We start from the raw sequence: 25,957 nt of genomic DNA on the forward strand, positions 1-25,957 counted from the left end.
TTGTCTAAAAATAAAAACCGAAGGTTTGTCTTGTGAACTTGTACAATGGAATGCGAGAAAGGGGAGGTGTGGTGGAGTTCGAAGAAGTGAAGGAAGGAGGATCGAAGCGAAAGTCGTTACGAAGAACGGCTTTTGCGAACAAGAGCGAAGGGTTGAGCGTACGGATTTTAACACGGAAGTTAAGCTTTCCAGCGCCGATGGTAGTTGGGGGTTTCCCGCTGCAAAACGAAAGGCGGCCTTTCGTTTCTGCGTGATTTACGTGCTTTTTGCGTAAATCAAAGCAAGGATTTTCAGGACGTCGCCGAGCACATGGTCATTATAATTAGGTAATGGCTTTTTTGTTGTTTATTTTTAATGAAAACTCATTAAAAGTCATATAAAGACTTCGAATTTCTAGTTACAGACTGAATAAATCCCAGGTATCCTCTATAATAGAGAGAGGTAAAGGAAGTGAAATTCACGATGGGAAATTCAAACCGCCCGCTTGTTGAGGCATTACTAAAATTTAATGCAGCAAACCCTGTTTCGTTTCACGTACCAGGACATAAAGGAGGAAGTCTTTCTGGGTTACCGTCTGACTTACGTTCGGTGCTTCGTTATGATTTAACGGAGTTAACAGGCTTGGATGATCTTCATGAGCCGGATGGGGCGATTGACGAAGCACAAAGGAAGCTTTCTTCATTTTATGGCTCGGATCAAAGTTTTTTCCTTGTTAATGGATCGACAGTCGGAAACTTGGCAATGATTTATGCGACGTGTGGTGTAGGTGATACTATTATCGTTCAGCGCAATGCACATAAATCAGTGTTTCATGCTATAGAGTTGACTGGTGCGAGGCCGGTGCTTGTTGCGCCGGGGTGGGATCAGACGACAAAGACAGCTGGGCTGATGACAGTCGTTCAAATACGTGAAGCGCTAGTGGCTTATCCTGACGCGAAGGCGGTTGTTGTGACGCATCCAACCTATTATGGGACAACTGGGGAAGGCTTGGAAGAGATGATAAAGGCTTGTCATACATACGGGGTCCCGGTCTTAGTCGATGAAGCTCACGGAGCACATTTTGCTGTTGGGAAACCGTTTCCTCGCTCAGCGTTGGATATGGGGGCAGATGTTGTTGTCCACTCAGCACACAAGACATTGCCAGCCATGACAATGGCTTCATTCTTGCATGTAAGGTCAGACCTTGTTTCTACTGAAAGGGTTGCGCATTATTTGCAAATGCTACAGTCAAGTAGCCCATCGTATGTATTGATGGCATCATTGGATGATGCCCGGGCATATATAGAAACTTATGATGGAGACGATAAAGTTTTATTTATAGAGAGACGTTTGGCTTTTATAGAACGGTTAGCGACGATTCCCGGGCTCCAGGTGATTGGGTCGAATGATCCGTTAAAGCTGATTATACGGGTAAAGGATTGTTCTGGGTTTGAATTGCAGAGGGAGCTGGAAGTGGAGGGCATTTACGCAGAGCTTGCAGATCCATATCAAGTGCTTTTCGTTTTACCGTTGTTGAAGGTGGGCACGGATTATCCATTCGAGGAGATTGCTAAGAGGATGGAGTCTGCTGTTACTCGTTTACACTTAGTGCGTGAAAAGCGGAATGTGCTTGAAATGCCTTTACTTAATGAAGGAATTTCTTATCTTACATACACAGCTAGGCAAATGGTGCAAATGGAGACGGAATGGATTTCGTATGATGAGGCGGTAGGCCGCGTGGTGGCAGCTTCTATCATTCCTTACCCACCGGGGATTCCATTGCTAATCGGAGGAGAAAAGATTGGTGATGGGCATATTCAAACGCTGATGAACTTGCTTCAAATGGGGGCAAAATTTCAAGGAGCAATTCGAGTCGATGAAGGGCAGATAGTTGTCGTAAAGGAAGGGACTGAGGAATAACATGGTACAGAAAGGTATTTTTATAACATTTGAGGGGCCTGAAGGGGCGGGGAAGACAACAGTTATTGCGGAGTTGTATAATCGCTTGAAGGCTGAGGGACGGGATGTACTTCTCACGCGTGAACCGGGTGGTATACGTATAGCGGAGAAAATTCGTGAAATCATTTTGGATAATCAGCATCAGGAAATGGATGCAAAGACAGAAGCACTGCTTTACGCGGCTGCGAGGAGACAGCATCTTACGGAGAAGGTGATGCCTGCACTTCGTAGTGGTTCGATTGTGTTATGTGACCGTTTTGTCGATAGCTCGCTGGCCTATCAGGGGCGTGGTAGAGGGCTTGGTATTGATGAGGTGTTGTCTATAAATGAGTTCGCAATTGGCGATACAATGCCGGATTTGACTGTTTTCTTCGATATCGACCCGGAAATAGGGCTGGCACGTATATTGAAGAATAATGAACGTGAACAAAATCGGTTGGATAAGGAAAGCCTTGATTTTCACAATAAGGTTTATGAAGGATACCAAGAAATTATACGTCGCTATCCGAATCGGATTGTTCAGACGGATGCTTCTCTTTCTGAAAAGCAAGTAACGGAAAACGTTTGGGAAATTATATGCACGCGACTCATGTAATAAGCTAATTCATGATATAATAATGGAAAGCGGAAAAAAGGGGAGATTACCGTGAAATTAATTGTGGCAGTTGTACAGGATCAGGATAGTAACCGGTTGTCCGCAGCGTTGACTAAAAATGACTTCCGGGCGACAAAGTTAGCCAGCACAGGAGGATTTCTAAGGTCAGGAAATACAACGTTTCTAATTGGTACCGATGATAGCCTTATTCCAAAGGCGCTTGAACTTATCCGAGAAAATTGTCGTTCACGGGATCAGATGGTAGCACCTGTTTCTCCAATGGGTGGTAATGCCGATTCTTACATTCCTTATCCAGTAGAAGTTGAAGTTGGCGGGGCAACGGTATTTGTTCTACCAATCGAACATTTTCATCATTTTTGATGAACAGAGGTGAAGCGAAATGAAGGTCAATGGCGATTACCGTGCTGGTCTTGATAAAATGAGAAAAGATCCCTTGCAAACACCACAAGGCGGAGCAAGATTTGGGCAAATGGTTGTCAAACAAGAGCAGCGCCTTCATGGTGAGCAGATCACTAGGTTGCTTGGTGATATTTCATCAGCCGGTGATCGAATTGCACGTTCACGTAATTTACGTGATATGGCTAAGTTTAAAATGCTTGTCCGACGTTTTCTCAAGGAAGCTGTTGAGTCAGGAATGGGATTGAAACAGTCGCATTCGTGGAATCGTTTTGGCGAGGGGCGCCGTTTAAAACTTGTCGAGACGATAGATGAGCGGCTGATCGAGTTGGCAGAAGACTTATTGAATGAAGAGAAGACATCTGTCGATTTATTAGCTAAAATTGGTGAGATTAAAGGTCTCCTCATTAATTTATACATGTGATCCCGTGTTTTCTGTCATATGAGAAACACGGGCTTTTTTCAAAATAAGGGGTGTGTCAGGAGAAATGAAGCAGCGACTTTTTAAAGAGCAAAAAATTGTCATGGAACGATTAAGTTCTTCCTATAAAAATGGACGAATTGGACATGCGTATCTATTTGATGGTGAATCAGGGACGGGAAAAGAATTGGCAGCCCTTTTTTTTGCTCAACTTCTTCTGTGCAGTCAACCTGAAAATTTTGTTCCATGTGAAACATGCCATTCCTGTCGACGTGTCACATCCCATAACCACCCTAACGTCACTATGATTCAACCAGACGGACAAGATATAAAAAAAGAGCAAATGTCTACCCTGATTTATAATATGACTAAAAAAGGGTATGAATCAGGCAGGAAAATTTACATTATTTCAAAAGCTGATCGTATGAATGTTGCCGCGGCGAATACACTGCTGAAGTTCCTCGAGGAACCTGAGGGAGATGTAACAGCTATTTTGTTAACAGACGCTTATCAATCGATCTTGCCGACAATTCAATCGCGTTGTCAGCGAATTTCCTTCCTACCACCATCAAGAGAAGTGATGATTAAAGGGCTTGTTGAACAAGGAATTACTTCGTCGATGGCAGCAACAGTGACGATGGTGACAGCTAGTCCGGAGGAAGCATTTCGGCTTGCTAGTGACGATCAATTTGCACACATGCGAAAGACAGTGTTAAAATTGGTTGAAGCATCGGATCGACATGTCCATGAAGCATTGTTATTTATCCAATCGGAATGGTCTCCTTTATTTAAAGAGAAGGAAGAATCTGAACGTGGTTTAGATTTGTTACTATATGCTTATCGAGATGTGGTGGCATTTAAAGCAGGTCTACAATCAACGCCAGCATTTCCAGACCAGCAAGAATTTTTTAGGAGTCTTTCGATGAAGATGACATATAGTCGATTGTCTGCTAATATGGAGGCAATTTTGCAAGCGAAAAAGCAGTTGCACGGCAATATGAATCGAATGCTTTTAATGGAACAATTGGTGCTCAACATGCAGGAGGGGTTACTTGTTGTATAAAGTCGTAGGAGTCCGTTTTAAAAAAGCGGGTAAAATATATTATTTCGATCCAGTTGAATTTACACTCAATGAAGGTGATTATGTCATCGTTGAGACTGTGCGCGGGATTGAATACGGTAAAGTTGCAGGTCAAGTGAGGGAAGTAGAAGAACATGATGTTGTACTACCACTTAAAAGAATTATTCGTCCAGCACAGACGGAAGATCTTGAGAAGGTAGAGGAGAATCGTTTAGAAGCTGAAAGAGCTTTCACAACGGGTGTTGACAAAATTCAAGAGCATAAATTAGAAATGAAGCTTGTCGATGTTGAATATACGTTTGATCGTAATAAGATTGTTTTCTATTTTACAGCAGAAGGTCGTGTTGACTTCCGAAATCTTGTGAAAGATTTAGCGGCGATATTCCGAACACGTATTGAGCTTCGGCAAATTGGTGTACGTGATGAGGCGAAGATGCTTGGTGGTATTGGACCGTGTGGGCGAATGCTTTGCTGTTCGACATTTCTGGGTGATTTTGAGCCGGTGTCTATTAAAATGGCGAAGGATCAGAACTTATCACTCAACCCATCGAAGATATCAGGGCTTTGTGGTCGCCTCATGTGCTGTCTAAAGTATGAAAATGACGAGTATGAAGAAGCAAAAGCACTAATGCCGGATGTTGGAACACATGTTAAAACACCGGATGGACCTGGCAGAGTGGTTGGCCTTAACCTTCTTGAACGTTTGCTTCAGGTAAGTTTGGCGGATCAGGATCATGTGTTGGAGTATACGTTAGAAGAATTAATGGGGCAGCAAAATAGTGTAGCTCAATTGACGAAATGATGAGGTGAGACAGTTGAAAGAAAGGAACTTTCTGGACAGGGTAATGGAATTTGAACAACAACTCGGCTCCATGCATAAGCAATTTCATGAATTGATTGGATTTGTAGCACAAATGACGGAAGAGAACCATTCACTTCAACTTGAAAACCATCATTTGCGAGAGCGGCTGGAAGAAATAGATGGGCAAACACAAGTTGCGAATAAACGTCAAGATCATAAGAAGTCAAATACAGTAGACATCGGGGAAGGTGTCGACAATTTAGCACGTCTTTATAACGAAGGGTTCCATGTCTGCAACGTCCATTATGGAGGAAGCAGAAAAGGAGAGGACTGTCTGTTCTGTCTATCTTTTTTAAATAAACAAAATGTGTGAAATGAGCCGATCCTATTGCAATGTAGGCATCGGCTTTTTTATCTGAATTCAGTGGGATACCGAATACGCTATTTCTGTATAGTGTGGGGTAAATGATTGGTAGTTTTATGAGGAGCGTAGAAATATGAAGGAAATTTTAAGGGATGACGAGCGTCTCGATTTTTTGTTGGCAGAAGACTTACGTATTATTCAAAGTCCGTCTGTTTTTTCATTTTCGTTGGATGCGGTGCTATTGGCAAGATTTGCGTATGTACCAATACGTTCAGGAAAAATTGTTGATTTATGTGCAGGTAATGGCGCAATACCGTTATTTTTGAGTGCCCGGACAAATGCGGATATTACTGCGGTTGAGTTGCAGGAAAGACTTGCGAACATGGCAGAAAGAAGCATTCATTATAATTGTTTAGAAAATAGGATTCGTATAATCAATGATGATGTCATCGGTATTGCTGCAAAAATTGGCTATGAAACATACGATACGGTGACGTGTAACCCACCTTACTTCCCAGCACATGAGGCAAGCGAAAAAAATTTGTCGGAGCATGTGACGATTGCAAGACATGAAATCCATTTGACGCTTGAACAGGCGATTCAATCAGCGAGTGCATTGCTAAAACAAGGCGGGAAGGCGGCGTTTGTTCATCGTCCTGGGCGTTTACTGGATATTGTCACCGCGATGCGCGCAAATCGACTGGAGCCGAAGCGAATTCGTTTTGTATATCCAAAGGAAGGAAAAGAAGCGAATACATTGCTTATCGAAGGGATTAAGGATGGGAAGCCAGATTTGAAAGTATTGCCTCCGCTTTATGTATACGGTGCTGATGGTGAATATACGGATGAAGTGAGGATATTACTGTATGGACAACAAGGCTAATCATCTCTTTTATGTGCTGGAATGTAAGGATGGCTCTTATTATGCCGGTTATACGAATGATCTGGAGAAGCGTGTCCGTGTGCATAATGAAGGGAAGGGTGCAAAATATACGCGTGCAAAAAGGCCAGTTCGTTGTATTTATTATGAGGGCTTTGAGACAAAACGGGAAGCGATGCAGGCAGAATATCAATTTAAACAATTAAAAAGAGAAGCGAAAGAGCGATATATTGTAAAGGGGCAGGTATCGGATGAAGTCACAAAAAAGTGCTGAACTAGGTGGAGGTAAATTATTTCTTGTCGGAACACCGATTGGAAATTTGGAGGACATGACATTTCGTGCAATCCGTATTTTGAAAGAGGTCGATACAATTGCGGCCGAAGATACTCGCAATACAATTAGGCTGTGTAATCATTTTGAGATTAAAACGCCGTTGATGAGCTATCATGAACATAACATAGAAGTTGGTGGAGAAAAGATTTTGGCTATGCTCGCAGAAGGAAAGTCCATCGCGCTTGTCAGTGATGCGGGAATGCCGTGTATTTCAGATCCGGGTGCAGATATTGCAGCCAAGGCGATTACTGCAGGATATGATGTTGTACCTGTACCGGGAGCCAATGCAGCAATCAGTGCACTAGTTGCTTCAGGGTTAGTGCCGCAGCCTTTTTTGTTTGTTGGTTTTATATCCCGACAAAAGAAAGAACGGGCAAGTCAGTTGGAAGCCTTGAAGCAACGAGAAGAGACTATTATTTTGTATGAGGCACCCCATAGGCTAAAAGAGACTCTGCATGCGCTTGAAGGAAGCTTTGGTGGGACACGTCGCATAACATTAGCTAGGGAATTGACGAAGCGCTTTGAGGAATTTCTGCGCGGCACGCTTGAAGAGGCTGTCTTGTGGGTAGAATCAAGTGAGGCACGTGGAGAGTTTTGTATTGTTATTGAAGGCAGTGACGGAACTATTGTAGAGCAACAAGATGTCTGGTGGGATGCTTTAGATGTGCGTCATCATGTGATTGAAGTGATGGAAAGAAAAGAACTTCGATCGAAAGACGCTATTCGAGAAGTAGCTAACGAACGAGGCATGAGCAGACGCGATGTTTATAAGGAGTACCACGTAGAGAATGAGTGATACTATCTTTTTTTGTAAATAACAATATCCAGAACGAAGAATCGTCCTGGACATTGTTATAGCAAAATTATTTTTTAAGGTTTTCTTGAATTTCTTGAATCAATTGTTTTGCGCCTTCAGGGCTCAAAATCAATTTTCCATCAATTAAACGTAAGTTGTCGTCAGACACGTCTCCTGTAATTGAGCATGTCATATTAGGCATATATTTCTTCAAGATGATCTTGTCTTCATCCACATAGATTTCCAAAGCATCTTTTTGAGCGATACCGAGTGTACGGCGTAGTTCGATTGGAATAACAACACGTCCAAGCTCGTCAACTTTTCTTACAATACCAGTAGATTTCATAATAAGAACTCCTTCCAAATTTATAGTTTTCGTCAAAATTCGACAAAATTCTCTTGTCTGCTTTTTATCATACCAAGACTTCCAATTATCGTCAATACAACTTACTTAAAACTATAATAAAAATAATAGTTTTGTTTTCAAAGAGGGCCTTAAAGCATGTAGAATCAGGCTTGTTAGAGTTGGAAAATGGAGTTCAATGAGGAATTTGATTGTATCGATGAGGTGCTTTCGATAGAATAGAATGTATATTTAATTACACTGGAGGAATATTCGTGGCAGATCAGAAAAACACATTTTATATTACAACACCAATTTATTACCCAAGTGGAAAATTCCATATTGGGACGGCTTATACAACCGTTGCTTCGGACGCTATGGCTCGCTACAAACGACTTCGCGGATACGATGTACGCTTTCTAACAGGAATGGACGAGCATGGCCAAAAAATTCAAGAAAAAGCAGAGGAAGCAGGACTTCCACCGCAGGAATATGTGAATGGTATTGCAGAAATAGCAAAAAAGGTATGGGGCATCATGGACATTTCTTATGATGACTTCATTCAGACGACAGAAGAGCGGCATAAAAAGGCCGTCGAAAAGATTTTTCAGACATTTCTCGATAATGGGGACATTTACAAAGGGGAGTACGAGGGATGGTATTGCGTACCTTGTGAAACGTATTTCACGGAATCGCAACTAGATAACGGTAATTGTCCGGACTGTGGGCGACCTGTTCAAAAAGTAAAGGAAGAATCGTATTTCTTTAATATGAAGAAATACGCAGATAGACTGCTGAAGTTTTATGAGGATAATCCGAAATTTATCGAACCGGAGTCACGAAAAAATGAGATGATCAATAACTTCATCAAACCGGGGCTTGAGGATTTGTCCGTTTCACGCATGTCATTTGATTGGGGCATCAAGGTGCCTGGAGATCCAAAACATGTCATCTATGTGTGGGTCGATGCATTGACAAACTATATTACAACACTTGGGTATCAGTCCGAGGATGACTCGTTGTTCAATAGGTATTGGCCAGCAGATGTCCAAGTTGTGGGGAAAGATATTGTGCGTTTCCATACTATTTATTGGCCGATTTTCTTAATGGCACTAGATTTGCCATTGCCGAAAAAAGTATTTGCGCACGGCTTCATTATGATGAAAGATGGCAAAATGTCGAAGTCAAAAGGAAATGTCGTCTATCCTGAAATGCTTGTTGAACGTTATGGCTTGGATGCAACACGTTATTTCCTTCTCCGTGAATTGCCATTTGGTCAGGATGGTGTGTTTTCACCAGAATCCTTCATTGAACGAACGAATTATGATCTTGCGAATGATTTAGGAAATTTATTAAACCGAACCATTTCGATGATTAATAAATATTTCGATGGAAATATTCCAACAACAGGGCTTGTAGCGACAGAGTTCGATGCTGATTTAACGGATTTCATCACGAAAACAGTAGAGAAATACGAAGCTTCGATGGAAGATATGCAATTTAGTACTGTGCTATCTGAATTATGGGCGCTCGTTTCACGGACGAACAAATATATTGATGAAACATCTCCGTGGGTTTTAGCGAAAGAGGAGGCAGATAACGGCAAGTTAGCATCTGTTATGCTACATTTAGCTACTTCACTTCGTCATATCGCAGTGCTGTTACAGCCGTTTATGACGGAGTCCCCAAAACAGATTATGTCACAGCTTGGTTTAGATGAAGCACTACTTGCTTGGCACACGTTAGGTCAGTTTGATATTATTCCGGCGGGTACGAAAGTGGTAGACAAAGGTGTACCGATTTTCCCACGCCTGGATTCAGATGTTGAAATCGTTTATATCCGCGATCAAATGTCCGTCTCAGCTCCAGCTGAAAATAAACCAGCAGAGAAGGTTGAAGCGGAAATCGCTGAAGTAGATGAAATCACATTCGAAGACTTTATGAAAGTTGATTTACGTGTAGCGACAGTGACAGCATGTGAGAAGATCCCTAAAGCAGATAAGTTGTTGAAGCTACAATTGGATCTTGGCTACGAGCAGCGTCAAGTTGTGTCAGGAATTGCAGAGCATTACGAACCGCAGGCGTTGATTGGCGAGAAAGTAATTGTTGTTGCTAATTTGAAACCGGTAAAATTACGCGGTGAACTATCGCAAGGTATGATTTTGGCGGGGAAATCGGATGGCATTTTGAAGCTAGCAACCGTGGATCCGACATTGGAAAATGGTGCGCAAGTTAAGTAACTAAGAAAAAAACGGCGTCCCTCATGGAAACGCCGTTTTTCTTTATTAATAAATAGATGGTGAGGCGGAAAATTGATGTTTATCGACACACATGTCCATTTAAATGCAGATCAATATGAAGAAGATGTAGAAGAAGTAATTGAACGTGCCTTAGCGGTAGGGGTGGAAAAAATGGTAGTCGTTGGATTTGACCGCAAGACAATTACTAGAGCGATGGAGCTCGCGGAGCATTACGCATTCATCTACGCGGTCATTGGCTGGCATCCTGTTGATGCAGTTGACTGTACAGCAGAAGATTTGGCCTGGATTGAATCACTGGCTGCACATCCGAAAGTCGTTGGGATCGGTGAGACAGGCCTCGATTATTATTGGGACAAGTCACCGAAGGATGTTCAGCAGGAGTTGTTTAGAAAACAAATTCGCCTAGCGCAGAAAGTGAAGCTACCGATCATTATTCACAACCGGGATGCGACAGCGGATGTTGTCTGTATTTTGAAGGAGGAAGAGGCAAAGAAAACAGGTGGTATTATGCACTGTTTTGGTGGCAGTGTAGAAACGGCTCAAGCGTGTATTGCTATGAATTTCATGATTTCACTCGGAGGACCAGTGACGTTTAAAAATGCAAGGATGCCAAAAGAAGTTGCCGCAGCTATTTCACTTGATCATTTATTGATTGAAACGGATGCACCTTACTTGGCACCGCATCCTTATCGCGGCAAGCGTAATGAACCGGCTTGGGTGACGTTAGTAGCCGAAGAAATCGCACGGTTAAAGGATTTACCGGTGGAGGAAGTCGCGCAAAGAACGACTGCCAATGCGTTAAAAATATTTAATATCAGATGAATAAATTACCAAGAAGTTTTCCATACTTTTCATGTGGAGGACTTCTTGTTTTTTGGAGAAACGAGTTCGAATGGGTTGACAGGTACGAAAGTAACCTTTATAATCAGCCGAGTGATAAAGGAGGAGTTTTTTTCATGTCAAAATGGATCATGGAAAACCTGTTCTTTCAGTCATTGAGGAGTAAACAAATAGCTGTAACCGTCGTATCACTTACACTATTTGTTGCTATTACAGCACTTGTCCTTTTTGAAGGGACACAGAAGTCGGTCACTTTACAAGTGAACGGTGAAGAACTTAAAATCAAGACGCACGCACATACAGTAGGTCATCTTCTTTCTGAACAAGAAATCGAAGTTGCCGAGCATGATTTAGTAACACCCTCAGTGAATACATCTATCGAAGACGGTCTATCGATTAGGTGGGAACAGTCGAAACAAGTTTCAATACAGGTCGATCAGGAGTATACGGATATTTGGACAACGGGTAGTACGGTTGGAGAAGTGTTGGCGATAGCTGGCATTGAATTAACCGAACACGACACTGTAAGTCCTAGTCTATCGGCTAAGCTTGAAGCAGATAATAAGATTACCGTCCGCAAAGCGTTCGAGGTAACGCTGAATGACGGGGGAGTAGAGAAGAGTGTCTGGTCTACTTCGACTACGGTCGCTGACTTTTTAAAGAGAGAGAACATTCAACTGAATGATGACGACCGACTAACTGGAAAGGCAGAAGAATATCTGAAGCCCGGCTCTGTAGTAGAGGTTGTACGAGTGGAAAAGGTCACCGATGTAGTGGAAGAACCAGCGGGCTTCGCAGTTGAAACACGCAACGATTCATCTTTGCTAAAAGGACGCGAAAAAGTTGTCCAGGAAGGAAAGAAAGGAACGGTTTCACGGGAGTTCGAAATTGTGAAAGAAAATGGTAAGGAAGTTTCTCGTAAGCTACTAGCAGAAAAAGTAATTACAGAACCGCAAAAGAAAATTGTTGCAGTCGGTTCGAAGGTAATGCTGGCAAGTGCATCCACGGGACGATCAGGTGTAGGCATATCTCGTAGTAATACCGATGCCCCATCGGGAGGTCAGGAGTTTTATGTAACAGCTACGGCATATACAGCGTATTGTAATGGTTGTTCTGGAATTACAAAGACAGGTATTAATCTACGTGCGAATCCGGATTTGAAAGTGATTGCAGTCGATCCAAATGTTATTCCACTCGGTTCAAAAGTATGGGTGGAAGGGTATGGATACGCGATTGCTGGGGATACAGGTAGTGCAATTAAGGGCATGAAGATCGATCTTCATGTACCAACGAAAAATGCAGCCTATAAATTTGGGCGACGCCAAGTGAAGATGAAAGTCATCGATTGACATAATATCCGTAGGACTGTAATTGGTCCTACGGATATTTACGTTATAGCTTACTTCTGTTGAAGCAAGCTATAACCCCGGCGGATGTCACAAATTGTGACGGGAGTTAATTGCGCGGGCGCAATCCAAAATTTGGACGCAATTACGCCGAGGCGTAATTGATCACAGCTTTTATATAATTGATCATATGCCTTCCTGTACATCCATTAAGCCACGGAGTAGAATTGAAGAAAGAATGCAATGGGAAAGAGGATTTTTGTGAACATAAAAGAAATTATCGTTGTCGAAGGGAAATCGGATACAGTTGCCGTTAAACGTGCGACAGGTGCTGATACGATTGAAACCAATGGATCTGCTATTGACGACAAGACACTTGTACGTATTCAGCACGCCTTAGAAACGCGCGGTGTAATTGTTTTTACCGATCCTGACTTCCCAGGGAGGCGGATTCGTGCAATTATCGAAGAGCGTGTCCCAGGTGTCAAGCATGCATTTTTGAAAAAGGAATTAACGATTGCTAAAAATGGGCAAGGACTTGGCATTGAGCATGCACATGATGAGGATATAAGGCGTGCAATTAGCGCAGTTTATACGGTAGAAGACCAGCCTGTGGTTGACATCCCGCTTGCCGAATTGATGGCGGCGAGGCTTATTGGACATCCCGCTGCTAAAAAACGGCGCGAACGGCTAAGTGAGCTGTTACAAATTGGTCAAGTCAATGGCAAAGGCTTGAAGAAGCGGCTTGAAATGTTTCGGATTAGCCATGAACAATTAGCGGAAGTATTACAAGTTCTCGACAAGGAGGAAAATGAATGAGAAAAGATATCGCGACTCCAGTCAGGACAAAAGAGATTCTCGATAAGTACGGTTTTTCATTTAAAAAAAGCTTAGGGCAAAATTTCTTAATCGACCCAAATATTTTACGCAATATCGTGTCACATGCAGAGCTGACCGAGAAAACGGGTGTAATTGAAATTGGACCTGGTATTGGTGCACTGACTGAGCATATTGCTAGGAGTGCGGGTAAGGTAGTTGCTTTCGAAATTGATGGGCGGCTATTGCCGGTGTTGGAGGATACATTGTCGCCTTACGACAACGTGACCATTGTACATCAGGATATATTGGAGGCAGATCTGGCTCAAGTTGTAGCAGAACACTTCGCGGATTATGACGATGTCGTTGTTGTAGCGAACTTGCCTTATTATGTGACGACGCCTATTATTATGAAATTCCTATTAGGAAAAGTGCCTATCTCGGGTATGGTCATTATGATGCAAAAGGAAGTCGCGGATCGGATAACAGCTCTTCCTGGGACAAAAGCATATGGCTCGCTGTCTATTGCCATTCAGTATTATATGGACGCAGAGGTGGCAATGATTGTACCTAAGACAGTATTTATGCCGCAACCGAATGTCGAGTCGGCTGTCCTCCATCTGACGCGCAAAGAAACAGCCCCAGCTCATGTGTTGGATGAAGACTTTCTGTTTGAAGTATCAAAAGGGTCATTTGTTCAGCGTAGAAAAACGATCTTGAATAATTTACAGTCCTCATTACCAAATGGTAAAGAAAAGAAACAACAAATTTTAGACGCATTTGAAAAAATAGATATGGACCCTGGCAGACGTGGAGAAACACTAACTATTGAAGAGTTTGCGAATCTGTCAAATGCTTTATATGAAGATTTTTTTGTTGCAAAGAAAAAATGACATATCAATTATGCTTTGGCATAATTGCGTCCGGAGCTTTTCGAGCTCGCTAAAAAATCCGTGACATCCGCCGGCGGCTTTTTCTTCATTCGGCAGAATCTTTCTGTCGAATGAAGAAAAAAAGATTGACAAACTTACTGATGAATTGTTAAAATAAAACTTTTAATTGACAGAACCTTTTAAAAGTGTTATGCTTAGACTTAGTGAGGTGTAAGCGACATGCCAAAAACATTAGCGGACATTAAGAAGTCATTGGATTCTCATCTAGGGAAACGTTTGCATTTAAGAGCGAACGGTGGTCGTAAGAAAACGATCGAAAGAGCTGGTGTATTGCGTGAAACATATCGTGCAGTATTCGTAGTTGAACTTGACCAGGACGAAAATGCATTTGAAAGAGTATCTTACAGCTACGCAGATATTTTAACCGAAGCGGTTGAAATAACGATTCTTGACGGCGTAGATTCTACCGAGTTTATCGTCAAATAATTACAGCATTTATGATTTTATTCATTTTGTAGGACATCCTTATGATCATTCTGAAAACGAGTGATTATAAGGGTGTTTTTTCTTTTGCATGGTACATACTACAATCGTCAGCTTCAAAAGGAGGAAAACCGAATGGCGAAAAAACGTAGTATTATGTCTGAGCGCTTGAAGGAAGAAATTGCGAAAGAGCTTGGGTTTTACGATGTTGTGGAGCGAGAAGGTTGGGGTGGCATTAAGGCACGTGACGCTGGAAATATGGTGAAGCGAGCTATCGAAATGGCCGAACAAGGAGTAGCACAAAAGCAGAAGTAGCTATGAAGGACCCTGAATTCCATTAAAGGCTGACAGAGGAAGAGTTGCATGTAGCGTCTATACGGCGTCTCGTGCAACTCTTTTTTAGCTAACTTCAGAGGGATCTTGCACATTTGTTCTAACCAAAACAAATCCCCCTATGGTAAAATAGGAAATAATGACAAGCTGGAATGGAGGGAGCCGGATGCTGTATGAGAAGGCGCCAGCAAAAATCAATTTAACACTAGATGTGTTACATAAACGGCCAGATGGTTTTCATGAAGTTGAAATGATTATGACGACTGTGGATTTGGCTGATCGGGTATGGATTCGTCCGACGGATAATGGACGGATTACGATCAAAACGTCTGAACGTTTTGTGCCGAATGATAGAAAAAATTTGGCTTACCAAGCAGCTGAGCTGCTACAACGGCAATATGGCATTAAAAAGGGAGTTGAGATTACACTAGAAAAAAGTATCCCTGTTGCTGCCGGTCTTGCGGGAGGTAGCTCGGATGCAGCTGCCACACTGCGGGGCTTGAATAGGCTGTGGAACTTAGGGATCGGAGCGGACGAGCTTGCTACGCTAGGTTCGAAAATTGGTTCGGATGTATCTTTCTGTGTCCACGGTGGAACAGCGTTGGCTAAAGGGCGTGGAGAGATTATCAAAAACTTACCTGCACCTCCCAATTGTTGGGTGATACTTGCAAAGCCGGCTATTTCGGTTTCGACGGCAGACATTTACGGTAACCTTGACCTCTCTATGGTCAATCATCCACGGACGTCGAGCATGATTGAAGCGCTTGAAATGGGCGATTACGATAAGATGTGTGCATCTGTTGGCAATGTCCTCGAAGGAGTGACGATGGATCTACACCCGCAAGTTGTGATGCTGAAAGAACAGATGAGGAAATTTGGGGCAGATGCTGTTCTGATGAGTGGGAGTGGTCCTACTGTTTTCGGCTTGGTTAAACACGAATCTCGAGTACCACGCATATACAATGGGCTAAAAGGATTTTGTCCGGAGGTTTATGCGGTTAGAATGGTCGGAGAGCGTCACTTTCTTGATTAAACACGTATGATTGTGGTAATGTACGATTAAAACATTCGGGTTTAGGAGATGGTACCATGAAGTGGAAAAGGAGCGAGCGTCTTGTCGATATGACCCGACATTTATTGGAATATCCACATGAACTCATTCCACTGACATTCTTTTCTGAACGTTATACCGCGGCGAAGTCCTCGATTAGTGAAGACTTGACGATTGTAAAAGAAACGTTTGAAGAAAAAGGGGCGGGAAAACTTGTGACGATGCCGGGGGCAACTGGCGGTGTGAAATATATCCCGAAAATGGCTGAGTCAGATGTCCGTGAAGTGATGACACTCCTGATGGAGCAGCTCGGTCATTCAGATCGATTATTGCCTGGCGGCTACTTGTTTTTGACAGACCTACTTGGAAATCCACGTATTATGGATCGGGTCGGGAAAGTGTTTGCTTCGGCGTTTGCGGAAACGGATATCGATGTCATTATGACTGTAGCGACGAAAGGAATTCCGATTGCACATGCCATTGCGCGTCATCTAAACGTTCCAGTCGTTGTCGTTCGTCGAGATAGCAAAGTGACAGAGGGACCAACAGTAAGTATTAATTATGTCTCGGGTTCAACTAGGCGTATTCAAACAATGGTGTTATCGAAAAGAAGTATGCGAAGTGGTCAAAAGGTCCTCATTACAGATGATTTCATGAAAGCTGGCGGTACAATGGTAGGGATGAAGAACTTGCTTGAGGAGTTTGGCTGTGAGCTGGCAGGTATTGCTGTTCTCGTAGAGGCTATTCATCCAGAGGAAGTGCTCGTCGACCATTATTTATCACTTGTGAAGCTTCATGCAGTTAATGAGAAGGACCGGACGGTTGAATTGGAAGAAGGTAACTACTTTTTGGAAGGTGGAAAATGATATGAATTATGTGGCGACAGAAAATGCACCAAAAGCAATTGGACCGTATGCACAAGCAGTTAGCGTGAATGGATTCATTTATACTTCAGGTCAAATTCCGTTAACTCCAGAAGGCCTCCTTGTCGAGGGAACGATTGAAGAACAAACGCATCAAGTATTTGCTAACTTGAAAGCAGTTCTCGCGGAAGCGGGTTCTTCATTAGATAAGGTTGTGAAAGCAACTGTTTTCATTAAAGATATGAATGAGTTTGTTGCTTTAAATGATGTCTACGCACAGCATTTTGGAGCACATACGCCGGCGCGTTCAACGGTAGAGGTAGCAAGATTACCGAAAGACGTAAAAGTTGAAATCGAAGTTATAGCATTAGCAAATTAATGACCTGTACCCGCCCTGTAACCTGGAGCGGGTTTTTTTAAGTTTTTAGCGAGAACCTTCCGTTATTCCTAATGTTTAAAAAATTGTGTAAGTAAAAGAAGGAAAACGCTTTCTTTTGTGGAATATAGACGTCATGCGCTGTAAAGACAAAAGGAGTGGTAAAGGAATGGAAGTAACAGATGTACGGTTACGCAGGGTTGAAACCGATGGAAGGATGAAGGCGATTGCGTCAATCACGATTGACGATGAGTTTGTAGTTCATGATATTCGGGTGATTGATGGCAATGAAGGGCTTTTTGTGGCTATGCCAAGTAAACGGACACCTGATGGAGAGTTCCGGGACGTAGCACACCCAATTAATTCAAATGCCCGCACAAAAATTCAAGATGCGGTGCTTACGGCATATTATCTCTCTGTCAAGGAAGTAGTATTTGAAGGAGCAGGTGCGTGAATAAAGGGAGTGAATTGCACAAGTGTAATCCAAAATATGGACGTAATTACCCCTAGGTGAGATTGGTTTTCTCCATTTAACTATGTATAGGCTGCCTGTAATAGGCAGTTTTTTTATCTGTGTGAACATATTCGAGAAAATGAAAATGATAATAATAAAAGATTATTATCAAATTGTCAAGTATATGTGGTTGAAAAAAACGGAACTTTCGGCTATAGTCAATAGTGAAAAACAAAAAAGAACGTTTAGAATTTATTTTTCATTGATGGGGGAAGTCGCATGACGAATACATATGCTGTTGTACTTGCTGCTGGGCAAGGAACACGGATGAAGTCAAATTTATATAAAGTACTCCATCCCGTTTGCGGAAAACCGATGGTTGAACATGTTATTGACCATATTCGTGGTCTTGGGATTGATAGAATTGTGACGATTGTAGGTCACGGTGCAGAACAAGTGGAAGAGACACTTGGAGAAAAGAGTGAATACGTTCTCCAAGAACAACAACTTGGGACGGCGCATGCAGTTCAGCAGGCGGAGAAGCTCATCGGTGATTTAGATGGCACGACGATTGTTGTGTGCGGAGATACACCGCTCATTCGATCTGAGACGATGGAAGCACTTATCGCGCATCACAATGAAACGGGTGCAAAAGCAACGATTTTGACGGCCAATGCAGATGATCCAACGGGCTACGGACGTATTATTCGAGGGGAAGACGGTCAAGTTCTTCGAAACGTCGAACAGAAGGATGCAACGCCGGAAGAACAAGCAATAGTCGAAATCAATACAGGTACGTATTGTTTCGATAACCGAGTACTGTTTGAAACGTTGAAAAAAGTGAAAAATGATAATGTACAAGGTGAGTATTATCTTCCAGATGTCGCTGGCATTTTGCAAGCAGAGGGAGCGCTCGTATCAGCGTATATGACGAATGACTTTAGTGAAACGCTAGGCATTAATGATCGCGTCATTTTAGCAGAGGCAGAAAGCGTCATGCGCCGCCGTATTGCTGACAAGCATATGCGCAACGGTGTCACGATTATTAGCCCGGATCATACGTATATTAGTGCTGCTGCCGAAATTGGACGTGATACGATTCTACAACCAGGCACAATGATTGAGGGGCAAACCGTTATTGGAGAAAATTGTATAATTGGTCCTAATAGTCAGATTGTAGATAGTGTTATTGGTGATGGTACGACTGTTCACTCGTCAGTTGTCTTGGCTAGTACAGTTGGCTCCACTACAACTGTAGGACCGTTCGCGCATATCCGTCCAGATTCAAATCTAGGCGATAAGGTGAAAATTGGTAACTTCGTTGAAGTGAAAAAATCAACACTTGGAGAAGGAAGTAAAGTATCTCATTTGAGCTATATTGGTGATACGTCAATCGGTTCACGTGTCAATGTTGGTTGCGGCACCATCACAGTTAACTATGACGGTAAAAACAAACATATCACAACAATCGAAGATGATGCTTTTATCGGCTGTAATTCTAATTTAATTGCACCGGTGACGATTGAAAAAGGTGCATATGTAGCGGCTGGGTCAACGATTACGAAAAATGTCCCAGAAAGTTCACTTGCAATTGGGCGCGCGCGCCAAGAGAATAAAGAAGGCTATGTTAAAAAACTAAATCTCAATTAACCAGGAGGGCCACGATGCCTAATCATTATCCAGACGATAAACTGAAGATATTTTCTTTGAATTCTAACCAAACACTTGCGAAGCAAGTAGCAGATGAAGTTGGACTTCCACTTGGCCAATGCTCTGTCAAACGATTCAGCGATGGTGAAGTCCAAATCAATATTGAAGAAAGTATCCGTGGGTGCGATGTATTCGTCATTCAGTCTACTTCACAGCCGGTCAATGAAAACTTGATGGAGCTGTTAATTATGATTGACGCATTGAAGCGTGCATCTGCACGTGCTATCAATGTCGTTATGCCTTATTACGGTTATGCACGTCAGGATCGAAAAGCACGTCCACGTGAGCCGATTACAGCTAAACTTGTTGCAAACTTAATTGAAACAGCTGGGGCAGACCGTGTCATTGCAGTAGATTTACATGCACCGCAAATTCAAGGTTTCTTTGATATTCCAATCGATCATTTGGTAGGCGAACCAATTATGACGGAATACTTTAAAGGAAAAGGCTTGAATAGTGATGAACTTGTTATTGTATCTCCTGATCATGGCGGCGTAACACGTGCACGTAAGATGGCGGATCGTATGAAAGCACCTATTGCAATTATCGATAAGCGTCGTCCGCGCCCGAACGTTGCTGAAGTGATGAATATTGTCGGAAATGTTGAAGGCAAAACTGCTATCCTGATTGATGATATTATTGATACAGCTGGGACGATTACAATTGCCGCGAGCGCATTAATCGAAAGTGGAGCAAAAGAAGTGTATGCTTGTTGTACACACCCTGTGCTATCAGGACCAGCAATCGAGCGGATTGAAAACTCACAAATCAAAGAATTGGTAATTATGAATTCAATTGAGCTTCCAGAATCAAAAAAATCCGCAAAAATCATCGAATTATCACTTGCTAAACTTCTGGGTGAAGCAATTGTTCGTGTGTTCGAAGAAAAGTCCGTTAGCCCATTATTTGGATGATAGTTTAAGTAATAAGGATTGTAAAAAGCGGTGGTATGTTTCATGTCGTCTGTCATTGGGTATTTCTAGGGTGGAGTAACTTTTTCAAAAGAAAGGTGACTAAACAAAATGAGTACAACAATTCAGTCAGAAATGAGAACAACAGCAAAACAATCAACACTTACACAATTAAGACAAAACGGTATTGTTCCTGCGGTCGTCTACGGTTACAATACGGAAGCAACAACGATTTCAGTAAAAGAGCGGGACCTCTTGAATACACTTCGTGTAACCGGTCGTAATGGCGTGATCAAACTGAATGTTGATGGGAAAAGTATTAACGTAGTTTTGAATGACTATCAGTCCGACGCGCTAAAAGGGCATATTCACCATGCAGATTTCCTTGCAATCAATATGACGGAAGAGCTTGAAGTGGATGTTTCTGTAAATCTGGTAGGCGATTCTCCAGGCGTGAAGGAAGGCGGCACCCTTCAGCAACCAAACCGTGAAGTGACGGTTAAAGTGAAGCCTTCAGAAATTCCAGAGACCTTTGATATCGATATTTCACAACTGCAAATTGGTGAAACCATTACTATCGTAGATATCCGTGAAAAGTCACAGTATGAGATTTTGAACGATGATGATTATGCACTTGTCCTCATTTCTGCTCCACGTACGCAAGCAGAAATGGACGAGCTTGAAAGTGAAGTGTCAGAAACGAGTGCAGTGACTGACGAAAAACAAGACGAAGAATAATATAAAACGAGCGCACGGACAAACCGTGCGCTTCTTTTCTGTTCGACTATCTACTGTAAAAGGGAAGAGAAAACTATGAAAATGATTATTGGACTCGGAAATCCGGGTAAACAATATGAAAAAACCCGTCACAATGTGGGTTTTCACGTTATTGATGAGCTTTGTGATCGGCTGACAGCACCCGCGATGCAGGCAAAATTCAATGGCATGTATACGGTCGTTCATCGCCCAGAAGGAAAAGTGATGCTAGTCAAGCCCTTAACATATATGAACTTATCGGGTGAGTGTGTCCGACCATTAATGGATTACTTTGAAATTGATGTAGAGGATGTCGTCGTTTTATATGACGATCTTGATATTGCACCTGGAACCATTCGACTGCGTCAAAAAGGGAGTGCGGGTGGTCATAATGGGATGAAATCACTTATTGCTCATCTTGGTACAGACCGGTTCAATAGAATTCGTATTGGAGTTGGACGTCCACCAAGTGGCATGAAAGTACCTGATTATGTGCTGTCGCCATTTGGTAAGGAAGAAAGTCCATTAATTAAGGAAATGGTAGAAAAAAGTGCTTCTGCTTGCGAAGCATGGCTCGCCAAACCTTTCCTTGATGTCATGAACAACTTTAACTAAATTCAATAGGAAATAGCGGGATGAATGCTAGAAATGCATTTATTCTGTGGGAGTTCAAAATCAGCGTCATTGATCTAGTCAATTCTTGCTGAACGAAGTTATAGTAGTGTGTTACGAATAACGGAGCCGTCTTTTGCCTATACTAAAGGTAAAAAGGGGCGGAGAATAATGGCGATTCGTTATACATGTCGGCATTGCGCAACAGAAATAGGTACACTTCCTTTCGAATCTGTGAAGGATACTATCCTTCAGTTACAACAGACAGACGAGGGGCAAGAGGAACAGTTTTTGACGTATGGAAAAGATGGAGATATGACGGTGCGCTGCATATGTGAGCAGTGTCAACAGTCCCTTCAACGTTTTCCGGACTATTACACACTTCATAAGTGGCTTCAATAGAGGTATGCTTTGACGCTTTATAGCGTTCAAAGCTTTTTCGCTTTAACTTGACTCAGTGGGATGGGGGTACCCTCCCCACTGAGTCAGGTTAAAGCCTCCGGCGTGTTTGATTTTCTACTTGAACCGGTGTATTTAATGAAAAGAAAGGAAGTGTACGAGTGGAAGCGCTGTTAGATTTATTTTTACAAGAAAAAGAGATTCGAAATCTAGTTGAAGAGTTAGAGTTAGGGAAAGACCGCCAGCTCGTCGCCGGACTATCAGGAGGGGCAAAATCGGTATTTTTCAAAACACTCCAACAATCAAGTCAGCAACCGGTTCTGATTGTGTCTCCTAATTTACTACAAGCACAACGTACATACGAAGACCTTGTTAAAATGTTAGGTGATTCTCTCGTGCATTTATACCCTGCAGAGGAACTCATTGCAGCTGATTATTCGATTTCCAGCTATGAGCTCCGTGCTCAACGTGTCGACACAATCGATCATATGGCTCGGATTGGAAAAGGAATATATATTACCCCTATTGCGGGTATGAAAAAATTATTGCCGACAAAAGAGCGATGGCTGAACAGTTCGCTGTTCGCAAAAATAGGCGATACGATAGATATCTCACACTGGCTAGATCAACTTGTTTCGATGGGCTATACGAGGCAGCCAATGGTAACGGCTCCGGGTGAATTTGCGCTACGCGGAGGTATTTTAGATTTATATCCATTGAATATGGAAGATCCTGTTCGGATTGAATTATTTGATACGGAAGTCGACTCCATCCGTACTTTTTTGGCAGAGGATCAGCGCTCCACAGGCAAGCTTGAAGAGGTCACTATTCTTCCGGCCTCGGAGTTTGTTTGGGCATCGGCAGATTTGATGACCGTTGCAGACAAGCTAGAGCAAGCACTTGGCGCTAGTTTGAAGAAGATGAAGGATGCGGAAGCGAAAGAACGGTTAACGCTACATATGACAGGAGATATTGGCTTATTAAGGGACGGTATGATTCCGGAGAATATGTTGAAATATGCGTCATTTTCAGCTGTGACATCTTCCTTCGAAAGTTATTTCCCGAGTAATGGTACCGTTTTATTTGATGAGATTGGACGTGTTTTGGAAGTCGTTGCATCGCTTGAAGCGGAGGAAAAGGAATGGATGATTGCACTTCTAGAAGAAGGAAAGATTGTTCATGATGCAAAAACCTCCTGGTCGTTTGATGAAATACACAGCATGTTAGATCAGCGAAAAGTTTATTTATCACTATTTGTTCGCTCGATACCAGGTATCACGGTGAAAAAGACCGTTACATTTTCGTGTAAACCGATGCAGCAGTTTCATGGTCAGATGAATTTATTGAAGAATGAAATGGAGCGCTGGCAGCAAGGTCGTTTCAATGTGTTCATTGTTGTGAATGGAACAGAACGTATGAAAAAAGTACAATCGATTTTGCGAGATTATGATATGGAATCCGTCTTGTCTGGCAAACCATCGAGTGCAGGCGCAGTACTTGTTATCGATGGAGATTTGTCTGCTGGTTTTGAGTTGCCATTCCAACAAATTGCGGTCATAACAGATTCGGAATTATTCAAAGGGAAGCCTAAGCGTAAAACTCAACCACAAAAGATGACCAATGCAGAGCGTATTAAAAGTTATTCAGAAATCAAGCCTGGAGACTATATTGTCCATGTTAACCACGGTATCGGGAAATATATCGGGATTGATAACTTAAGTCAGGGTGGCATAGATAAGGATTTCCTTGTTATTCATTTCCGTGGGGAGGATAAGCTGTATGTTCCGACCGACAAAATTGATTTAATCCAAAAATATGTTGCATCTGGTGAAAAAGAACCGAAGCTGCATAAAATGGGCAGTGCAGATTGGAAGAAAACGAAAAGTAAGGTATCGGCTGCTGTTCAGGATATTGCAGATGATCTAATCCTTCTCTACGCCAAACGTGAATCAGAAAAAGGGCATGCTTTTGCGCCGGACGATGATTTGCAGCGTGCATTTGAAAATGCATTCCCTTATGACGAAACAGATGATCAGCTTCGTTCGATTCAGGAAGTAAAGTTGGATATGGAAAAAGAGCGTCCGATGGATCGGTTGCTGTGTGGAGATGTAGGCTACGGGAAAACAGAAGTGGCTATCCGGGCGGCGTTTAAGGCTGTGGCAGATGGGAAACAGGCTGCGTTCCTTGTGCCAACGACAATTCTCGCACAGCAGCATTATGAAACGATGAAAGAGCGTTTTTCTGGTTTCCCAGTAGAAGTGTCGTTGTTAAATCGTTTCCGGACAAAAAAGCAACAAACGGAAACGTTAAAAGGAATGAAGGCTGGTACCATCGATATTGTCGTAGGGACGCATCGTCTTCTTTCAAAAGATGTTGTCTATCAGGATCTAGGTCTATTGATCGTCGATGAAGAGCAACGATTCGGTGTGACGCATAAAGAGAAATTGAAGCAGCTGAAAACGAATGTGGATGTCCTGACACTGACTGCAACGCCGATTCCACGGACGCTTCATATGTCGATGCTAGGTGTTCGCGATCTTTCTGTCATCGAAACACCGCCGGCAAATCGTTTCCCTGTTCAGACGTACGTGATGGAACATAACTTTGGACTCGTTCGTGAGGCCATTGAACGGGAAATGGGTCGTGGTGGGCAAGTGTTCTACTTGTACAATCGTGTTGAGGATATGACGCGAAAAGTAGATGAAATCAGGCAGCTTGTTCCAGAAGCTAGGGTAGGGTTTGCGCATGGACAAATGGGCGAGTCGGCACTTGAATCGGTTATTTTAAGTTTCCTTGAAGGGGAATATGATGTGCTGGTTACGACGACGATTATTGAAACAGGTATCGATATTCCAAATGTCAATACGCTAATTGTGCATGATGCGGACCGTATGGGCTTATCGCAGCTGTACCAGCTTCGTGGTCGTGTAGGACGCTCGAATCGTGTGGCATATGCCTATTTCCTTTATCAGCGTGATAAGGTACTGACGGAAGTAGCTGAAAACCGTCTACAGGCGATTAAAGAATTTACTGAACTCGGTTCCGGTTTTAAAATTGCGATGCGTGACTTGTCCATTCGTGGGGCAGGTAATTTGTTGGGCTCGCAACAGCACGGCTTCATCGACTCAGTCGGTTTCGATTTGTATTCGCAAATGTTGCAGGAAGCGATTGAAGAGAAGCAGACGGGTATTGTGAAAGCAGATATTCAGGAGATGGAAATCTCATTGCCGGTCAACGCATATATTCCGGATGAGTATGTCCGTGATGGTTTCCAGAAGATTCAAATGTACAAACGGGTGAAAGCAATTGATAGCGATGAGGATTATAGTGAGCTTGTGGATGAAATGACAGACCGTTTCGGAGACATGCCGCTTGAAGCCGACCTACTGCTGCGTATTGCGCGCATTAAGGCGTGGGGACGTCTGGCGGGTGTTGAATCGATTAAGAAAGTGAATACACGTATTGAGGTGCGGATATCGCCGGAAGGAACAGCGACAACAGATGGTGCTAAACTGGTATCTGAATCGATGAAATTTGGTCGTGCGGTTGGTTTTACAATGGAAGGTGGTCAGCTCATCATGACTGTCGATGAGCGCCATACAGGGAAACAGACCGCATTTGATGTGTTGGAAGAAATGATGAAGCTTCTGAAATCTGCTGTAAAGGAAGCAGTTGTTTCTGATTCCGTCTAAAGGGCATGTTGCATATTTTGTCCAAACATGATGCATACTACAATTGAAACAAGATTTAACTTGAATCAGCAGAAGTTCAAACTCTTAGCTGATTCAAGCTAAGCCTCCGGCGGATGTCAGGGATTTTGAATTGTGCTGTGCACAATTCAAAATCCCGATGCAATTACGCCAAGGCGCAATTGATATTCAA

At 42.7% G+C, this 25,957-nt stretch carries 29 protein-coding genes; 28 read left to right on the top strand and 1 reads right to left on the bottom strand.

What is annotated here, in order from left to right:
- The 11 genes from R2B77_RS14985 to rsmI all read left to right on the top strand — a co-directional run.
- Positions 1-274 (top strand): hypothetical protein (locus tag R2B77_RS14985; RefSeq protein WP_322555742.1); only part of this gene is annotated, 274 nt, incomplete at its 5' end.
- Between the two features lie 176 nt (positions 275-450).
- Positions 451-1,899: an aminotransferase class I/II-fold pyridoxal phosphate-dependent enzyme gene (locus R2B77_RS14990; protein ID WP_203248935.1), complete on the top strand. Its 1,449-nt coding sequence runs from the start codon at positions 451-453 to the stop codon at positions 1,897-1,899.
- Position 1,900: 1 nt separating this feature from the next.
- Positions 1,901-2,533, top strand: coding sequence for a dTMP kinase (gene tmk / locus R2B77_RS14995; protein ID WP_203248936.1), 633 nt, complete (start codon positions 1,901-1,903; stop codon positions 2,531-2,533).
- Between the two features lie 51 nt (positions 2,534-2,584).
- On the top strand, positions 2,585-2,914 hold the full coding sequence (locus R2B77_RS15000; protein WP_203248937.1) for a cyclic-di-AMP receptor: 330 nt from the start codon (positions 2,585-2,587) through the stop codon (positions 2,912-2,914).
- Between the two features lie 19 nt (positions 2,915-2,933).
- The gene (locus tag R2B77_RS15005; protein WP_203248938.1) at positions 2,934-3,374 is read left to right on the top strand and encodes a DUF327 family protein; all 441 of its coding nucleotides are present in this window, start codon (positions 2,934-2,936) and stop codon (positions 3,372-3,374) included.
- A gap of 64 nt (positions 3,375-3,438) precedes the next feature.
- Complete coding sequence (gene holB, locus R2B77_RS15010) at positions 3,439-4,434, top strand: DNA polymerase III subunit delta' (protein WP_203248939.1); 996 nt, start codon at positions 3,439-3,441, stop codon at positions 4,432-4,434.
- Positions 4,427-5,254 carry a PSP1 domain-containing protein gene (locus R2B77_RS15015; protein WP_203248940.1) on the top strand — a complete coding sequence of 276 codons (828 nt, stop codon included), beginning with the start codon at positions 4,427-4,429 and terminating at the stop codon, positions 5,252-5,254. Before holB ends, R2B77_RS15015 begins: the two co-directional genes overlap by 8 nt.
- A gap of 13 nt (positions 5,255-5,267) precedes the next feature.
- Positions 5,268-5,627, top strand: coding sequence for a DNA replication initiation control protein YabA (yabA, locus tag R2B77_RS15020; protein ID WP_212391878.1), 360 nt, complete (start codon positions 5,268-5,270; stop codon positions 5,625-5,627).
- Between the two features lie 124 nt (positions 5,628-5,751).
- Positions 5,752-6,501: a tRNA1(Val) (adenine(37)-N6)-methyltransferase gene (locus R2B77_RS15025; RefSeq protein ID WP_203248941.1), complete on the top strand. Its 750-nt coding sequence runs from the start codon at positions 5,752-5,754 to the stop codon at positions 6,499-6,501.
- Positions 6,485-6,772 carry a GIY-YIG nuclease family protein gene (locus R2B77_RS15030; protein WP_203248942.1) on the top strand — a complete coding sequence of 96 codons (288 nt, stop codon included), beginning with the start codon at positions 6,485-6,487 and terminating at the stop codon, positions 6,770-6,772. The genes R2B77_RS15025 and R2B77_RS15030 overlap by 17 nt, the downstream gene beginning before the upstream one ends.
- Entirely contained in the window at positions 6,750-7,628 is an 879-nt protein-coding gene (gene rsmI / locus R2B77_RS15035; RefSeq protein WP_203248943.1) for a 16S rRNA (cytidine(1402)-2'-O)-methyltransferase, read from the top strand. Before R2B77_RS15030 ends, rsmI begins: the two co-directional genes overlap by 23 nt.
- A 67-nt stretch (positions 7,629-7,695) precedes the next feature.
- Here rsmI and R2B77_RS15040 read toward each other — a convergent pair whose 3' ends face one another.
- Positions 7,696-7,974 (bottom strand): AbrB/MazE/SpoVT family DNA-binding domain-containing protein, encoded by a 279-nt coding sequence (locus R2B77_RS15040; RefSeq protein ID WP_203248944.1) that lies wholly within the window; start codon positions 7,972-7,974, stop codon positions 7,696-7,698.
- Between the two features lie 272 nt (positions 7,975-8,246).
- Here R2B77_RS15040 and metG point away from each other — a divergent pair, with 272 nt between their 5' ends.
- From metG to mfd, 17 genes are all read left to right on the top strand, one after another.
- Positions 8,247-10,211 carry a methionine--tRNA ligase gene (gene metG / locus R2B77_RS15045; RefSeq protein WP_203248945.1) on the top strand — a complete coding sequence of 655 codons (1,965 nt, stop codon included), beginning with the start codon at positions 8,247-8,249 and terminating at the stop codon, positions 10,209-10,211.
- A 75-nt stretch (positions 10,212-10,286) separates the two neighbouring features.
- Positions 10,287-11,054: a TatD family hydrolase gene (locus R2B77_RS15050; RefSeq protein WP_203248946.1), complete on the top strand. Its 768-nt coding sequence runs from the start codon at positions 10,287-10,289 to the stop codon at positions 11,052-11,054.
- Between the two features lie 134 nt (positions 11,055-11,188).
- Positions 11,189-12,421 carry a ubiquitin-like domain-containing protein gene (locus R2B77_RS15055; protein ID WP_322555743.1) on the top strand — a complete coding sequence of 411 codons (1,233 nt, stop codon included), beginning with the start codon at positions 11,189-11,191 and terminating at the stop codon, positions 12,419-12,421.
- A 258-nt stretch (positions 12,422-12,679) separates the two neighbouring features.
- Positions 12,680-13,237, top strand: coding sequence for a ribonuclease M5 (gene rnmV, locus R2B77_RS15060; protein WP_203248949.1), 558 nt, complete (start codon positions 12,680-12,682; stop codon positions 13,235-13,237).
- Entirely contained in the window at positions 13,234-14,127 is an 894-nt protein-coding gene (gene rsmA, locus R2B77_RS15065; RefSeq protein WP_203248950.1) for a 16S rRNA (adenine(1518)-N(6)/adenine(1519)-N(6))-dimethyltransferase RsmA, read from the top strand. Before rnmV ends, rsmA begins: the two co-directional genes overlap by 4 nt.
- A 219-nt stretch (positions 14,128-14,346) precedes the next feature.
- On the top strand, positions 14,347-14,613 hold the full coding sequence (gene veg / locus R2B77_RS15070; RefSeq protein WP_203248951.1) for a biofilm formation stimulator Veg: 267 nt from the start codon (positions 14,347-14,349) through the stop codon (positions 14,611-14,613).
- Positions 14,614-14,745: 132 nt separating this feature from the next.
- On the top strand, positions 14,746-14,925 hold the full coding sequence (locus R2B77_RS15075; RefSeq protein WP_203248952.1) for a small, acid-soluble spore protein, alpha/beta type: 180 nt from the start codon (positions 14,746-14,748) through the stop codon (positions 14,923-14,925).
- A 184-nt stretch (positions 14,926-15,109) separates the two neighbouring features.
- Entirely contained in the window at positions 15,110-15,976 is an 867-nt protein-coding gene (gene ispE, locus R2B77_RS15080) for a 4-(cytidine 5'-diphospho)-2-C-methyl-D-erythritol kinase (RefSeq protein WP_203248953.1), read from the top strand.
- Between the two features lie 56 nt (positions 15,977-16,032).
- Positions 16,033-16,860: a pur operon repressor gene (purR, locus tag R2B77_RS15085; RefSeq protein ID WP_203248954.1), complete on the top strand. Its 828-nt coding sequence runs from the start codon at positions 16,033-16,035 to the stop codon at positions 16,858-16,860.
- Between the two features lies 1 nt (position 16,861).
- A complete protein-coding gene (locus R2B77_RS15090; RefSeq protein WP_203248955.1) occupies positions 16,862-17,236 on the top strand; it encodes a RidA family protein in 375 nt (124 codons plus the stop codon).
- A 166-nt stretch (positions 17,237-17,402) separates the two neighbouring features.
- Positions 17,403-17,687, top strand: coding sequence for a septation regulator SpoVG (gene spoVG / locus R2B77_RS15095; protein WP_203248956.1), 285 nt, complete (start codon positions 17,403-17,405; stop codon positions 17,685-17,687).
- Between the two features lie 279 nt (positions 17,688-17,966).
- Positions 17,967-19,337, top strand: a complete 1,371-nt coding sequence (glmU, locus tag R2B77_RS15100; protein ID WP_203248957.1) for a bifunctional UDP-N-acetylglucosamine diphosphorylase/glucosamine-1-phosphate N-acetyltransferase GlmU — start codon at positions 17,967-17,969, stop codon at positions 19,335-19,337.
- Positions 19,338-19,351: 14 nt separating this feature from the next.
- The gene (locus tag R2B77_RS15105; RefSeq protein ID WP_203248958.1) at positions 19,352-20,311 is read left to right on the top strand and encodes a ribose-phosphate diphosphokinase; all 960 of its coding nucleotides are present in this window, start codon (positions 19,352-19,354) and stop codon (positions 20,309-20,311) included.
- Positions 20,312-20,419: 108 nt separating this feature from the next.
- Positions 20,420-21,046, top strand: coding sequence for a 50S ribosomal protein L25/general stress protein Ctc (locus R2B77_RS15110; RefSeq protein ID WP_203248959.1), 627 nt, complete (start codon positions 20,420-20,422; stop codon positions 21,044-21,046).
- Between the two features lie 75 nt (positions 21,047-21,121).
- Positions 21,122-21,679 carry an aminoacyl-tRNA hydrolase gene (gene pth, locus R2B77_RS15115; protein ID WP_203248960.1) on the top strand — a complete coding sequence of 186 codons (558 nt, stop codon included), beginning with the start codon at positions 21,122-21,124 and terminating at the stop codon, positions 21,677-21,679.
- 168 nt (positions 21,680-21,847) lie between these two features.
- Positions 21,848-22,078 carry an anti-sigma-F factor Fin gene (locus R2B77_RS15120; RefSeq protein WP_203248961.1) on the top strand — a complete coding sequence of 77 codons (231 nt, stop codon included), beginning with the start codon at positions 21,848-21,850 and terminating at the stop codon, positions 22,076-22,078.
- A 158-nt stretch (positions 22,079-22,236) separates the two neighbouring features.
- Positions 22,237-25,767, top strand: a complete 3,531-nt coding sequence (gene mfd / locus R2B77_RS15125) for a transcription-repair coupling factor (RefSeq protein ID WP_203248962.1) — start codon at positions 22,237-22,239, stop codon at positions 25,765-25,767.
- Positions 25,768-25,957 lie beyond the last annotated feature (190 nt).

Origin of the sequence: Sporosarcina beigongshangi (assembly GCF_033485195.1) — a bacterium.
Lineage (GTDB): Bacteria > Bacillota > Bacilli > Bacillales_A > Planococcaceae > Sporosarcina > Sporosarcina beigongshangi.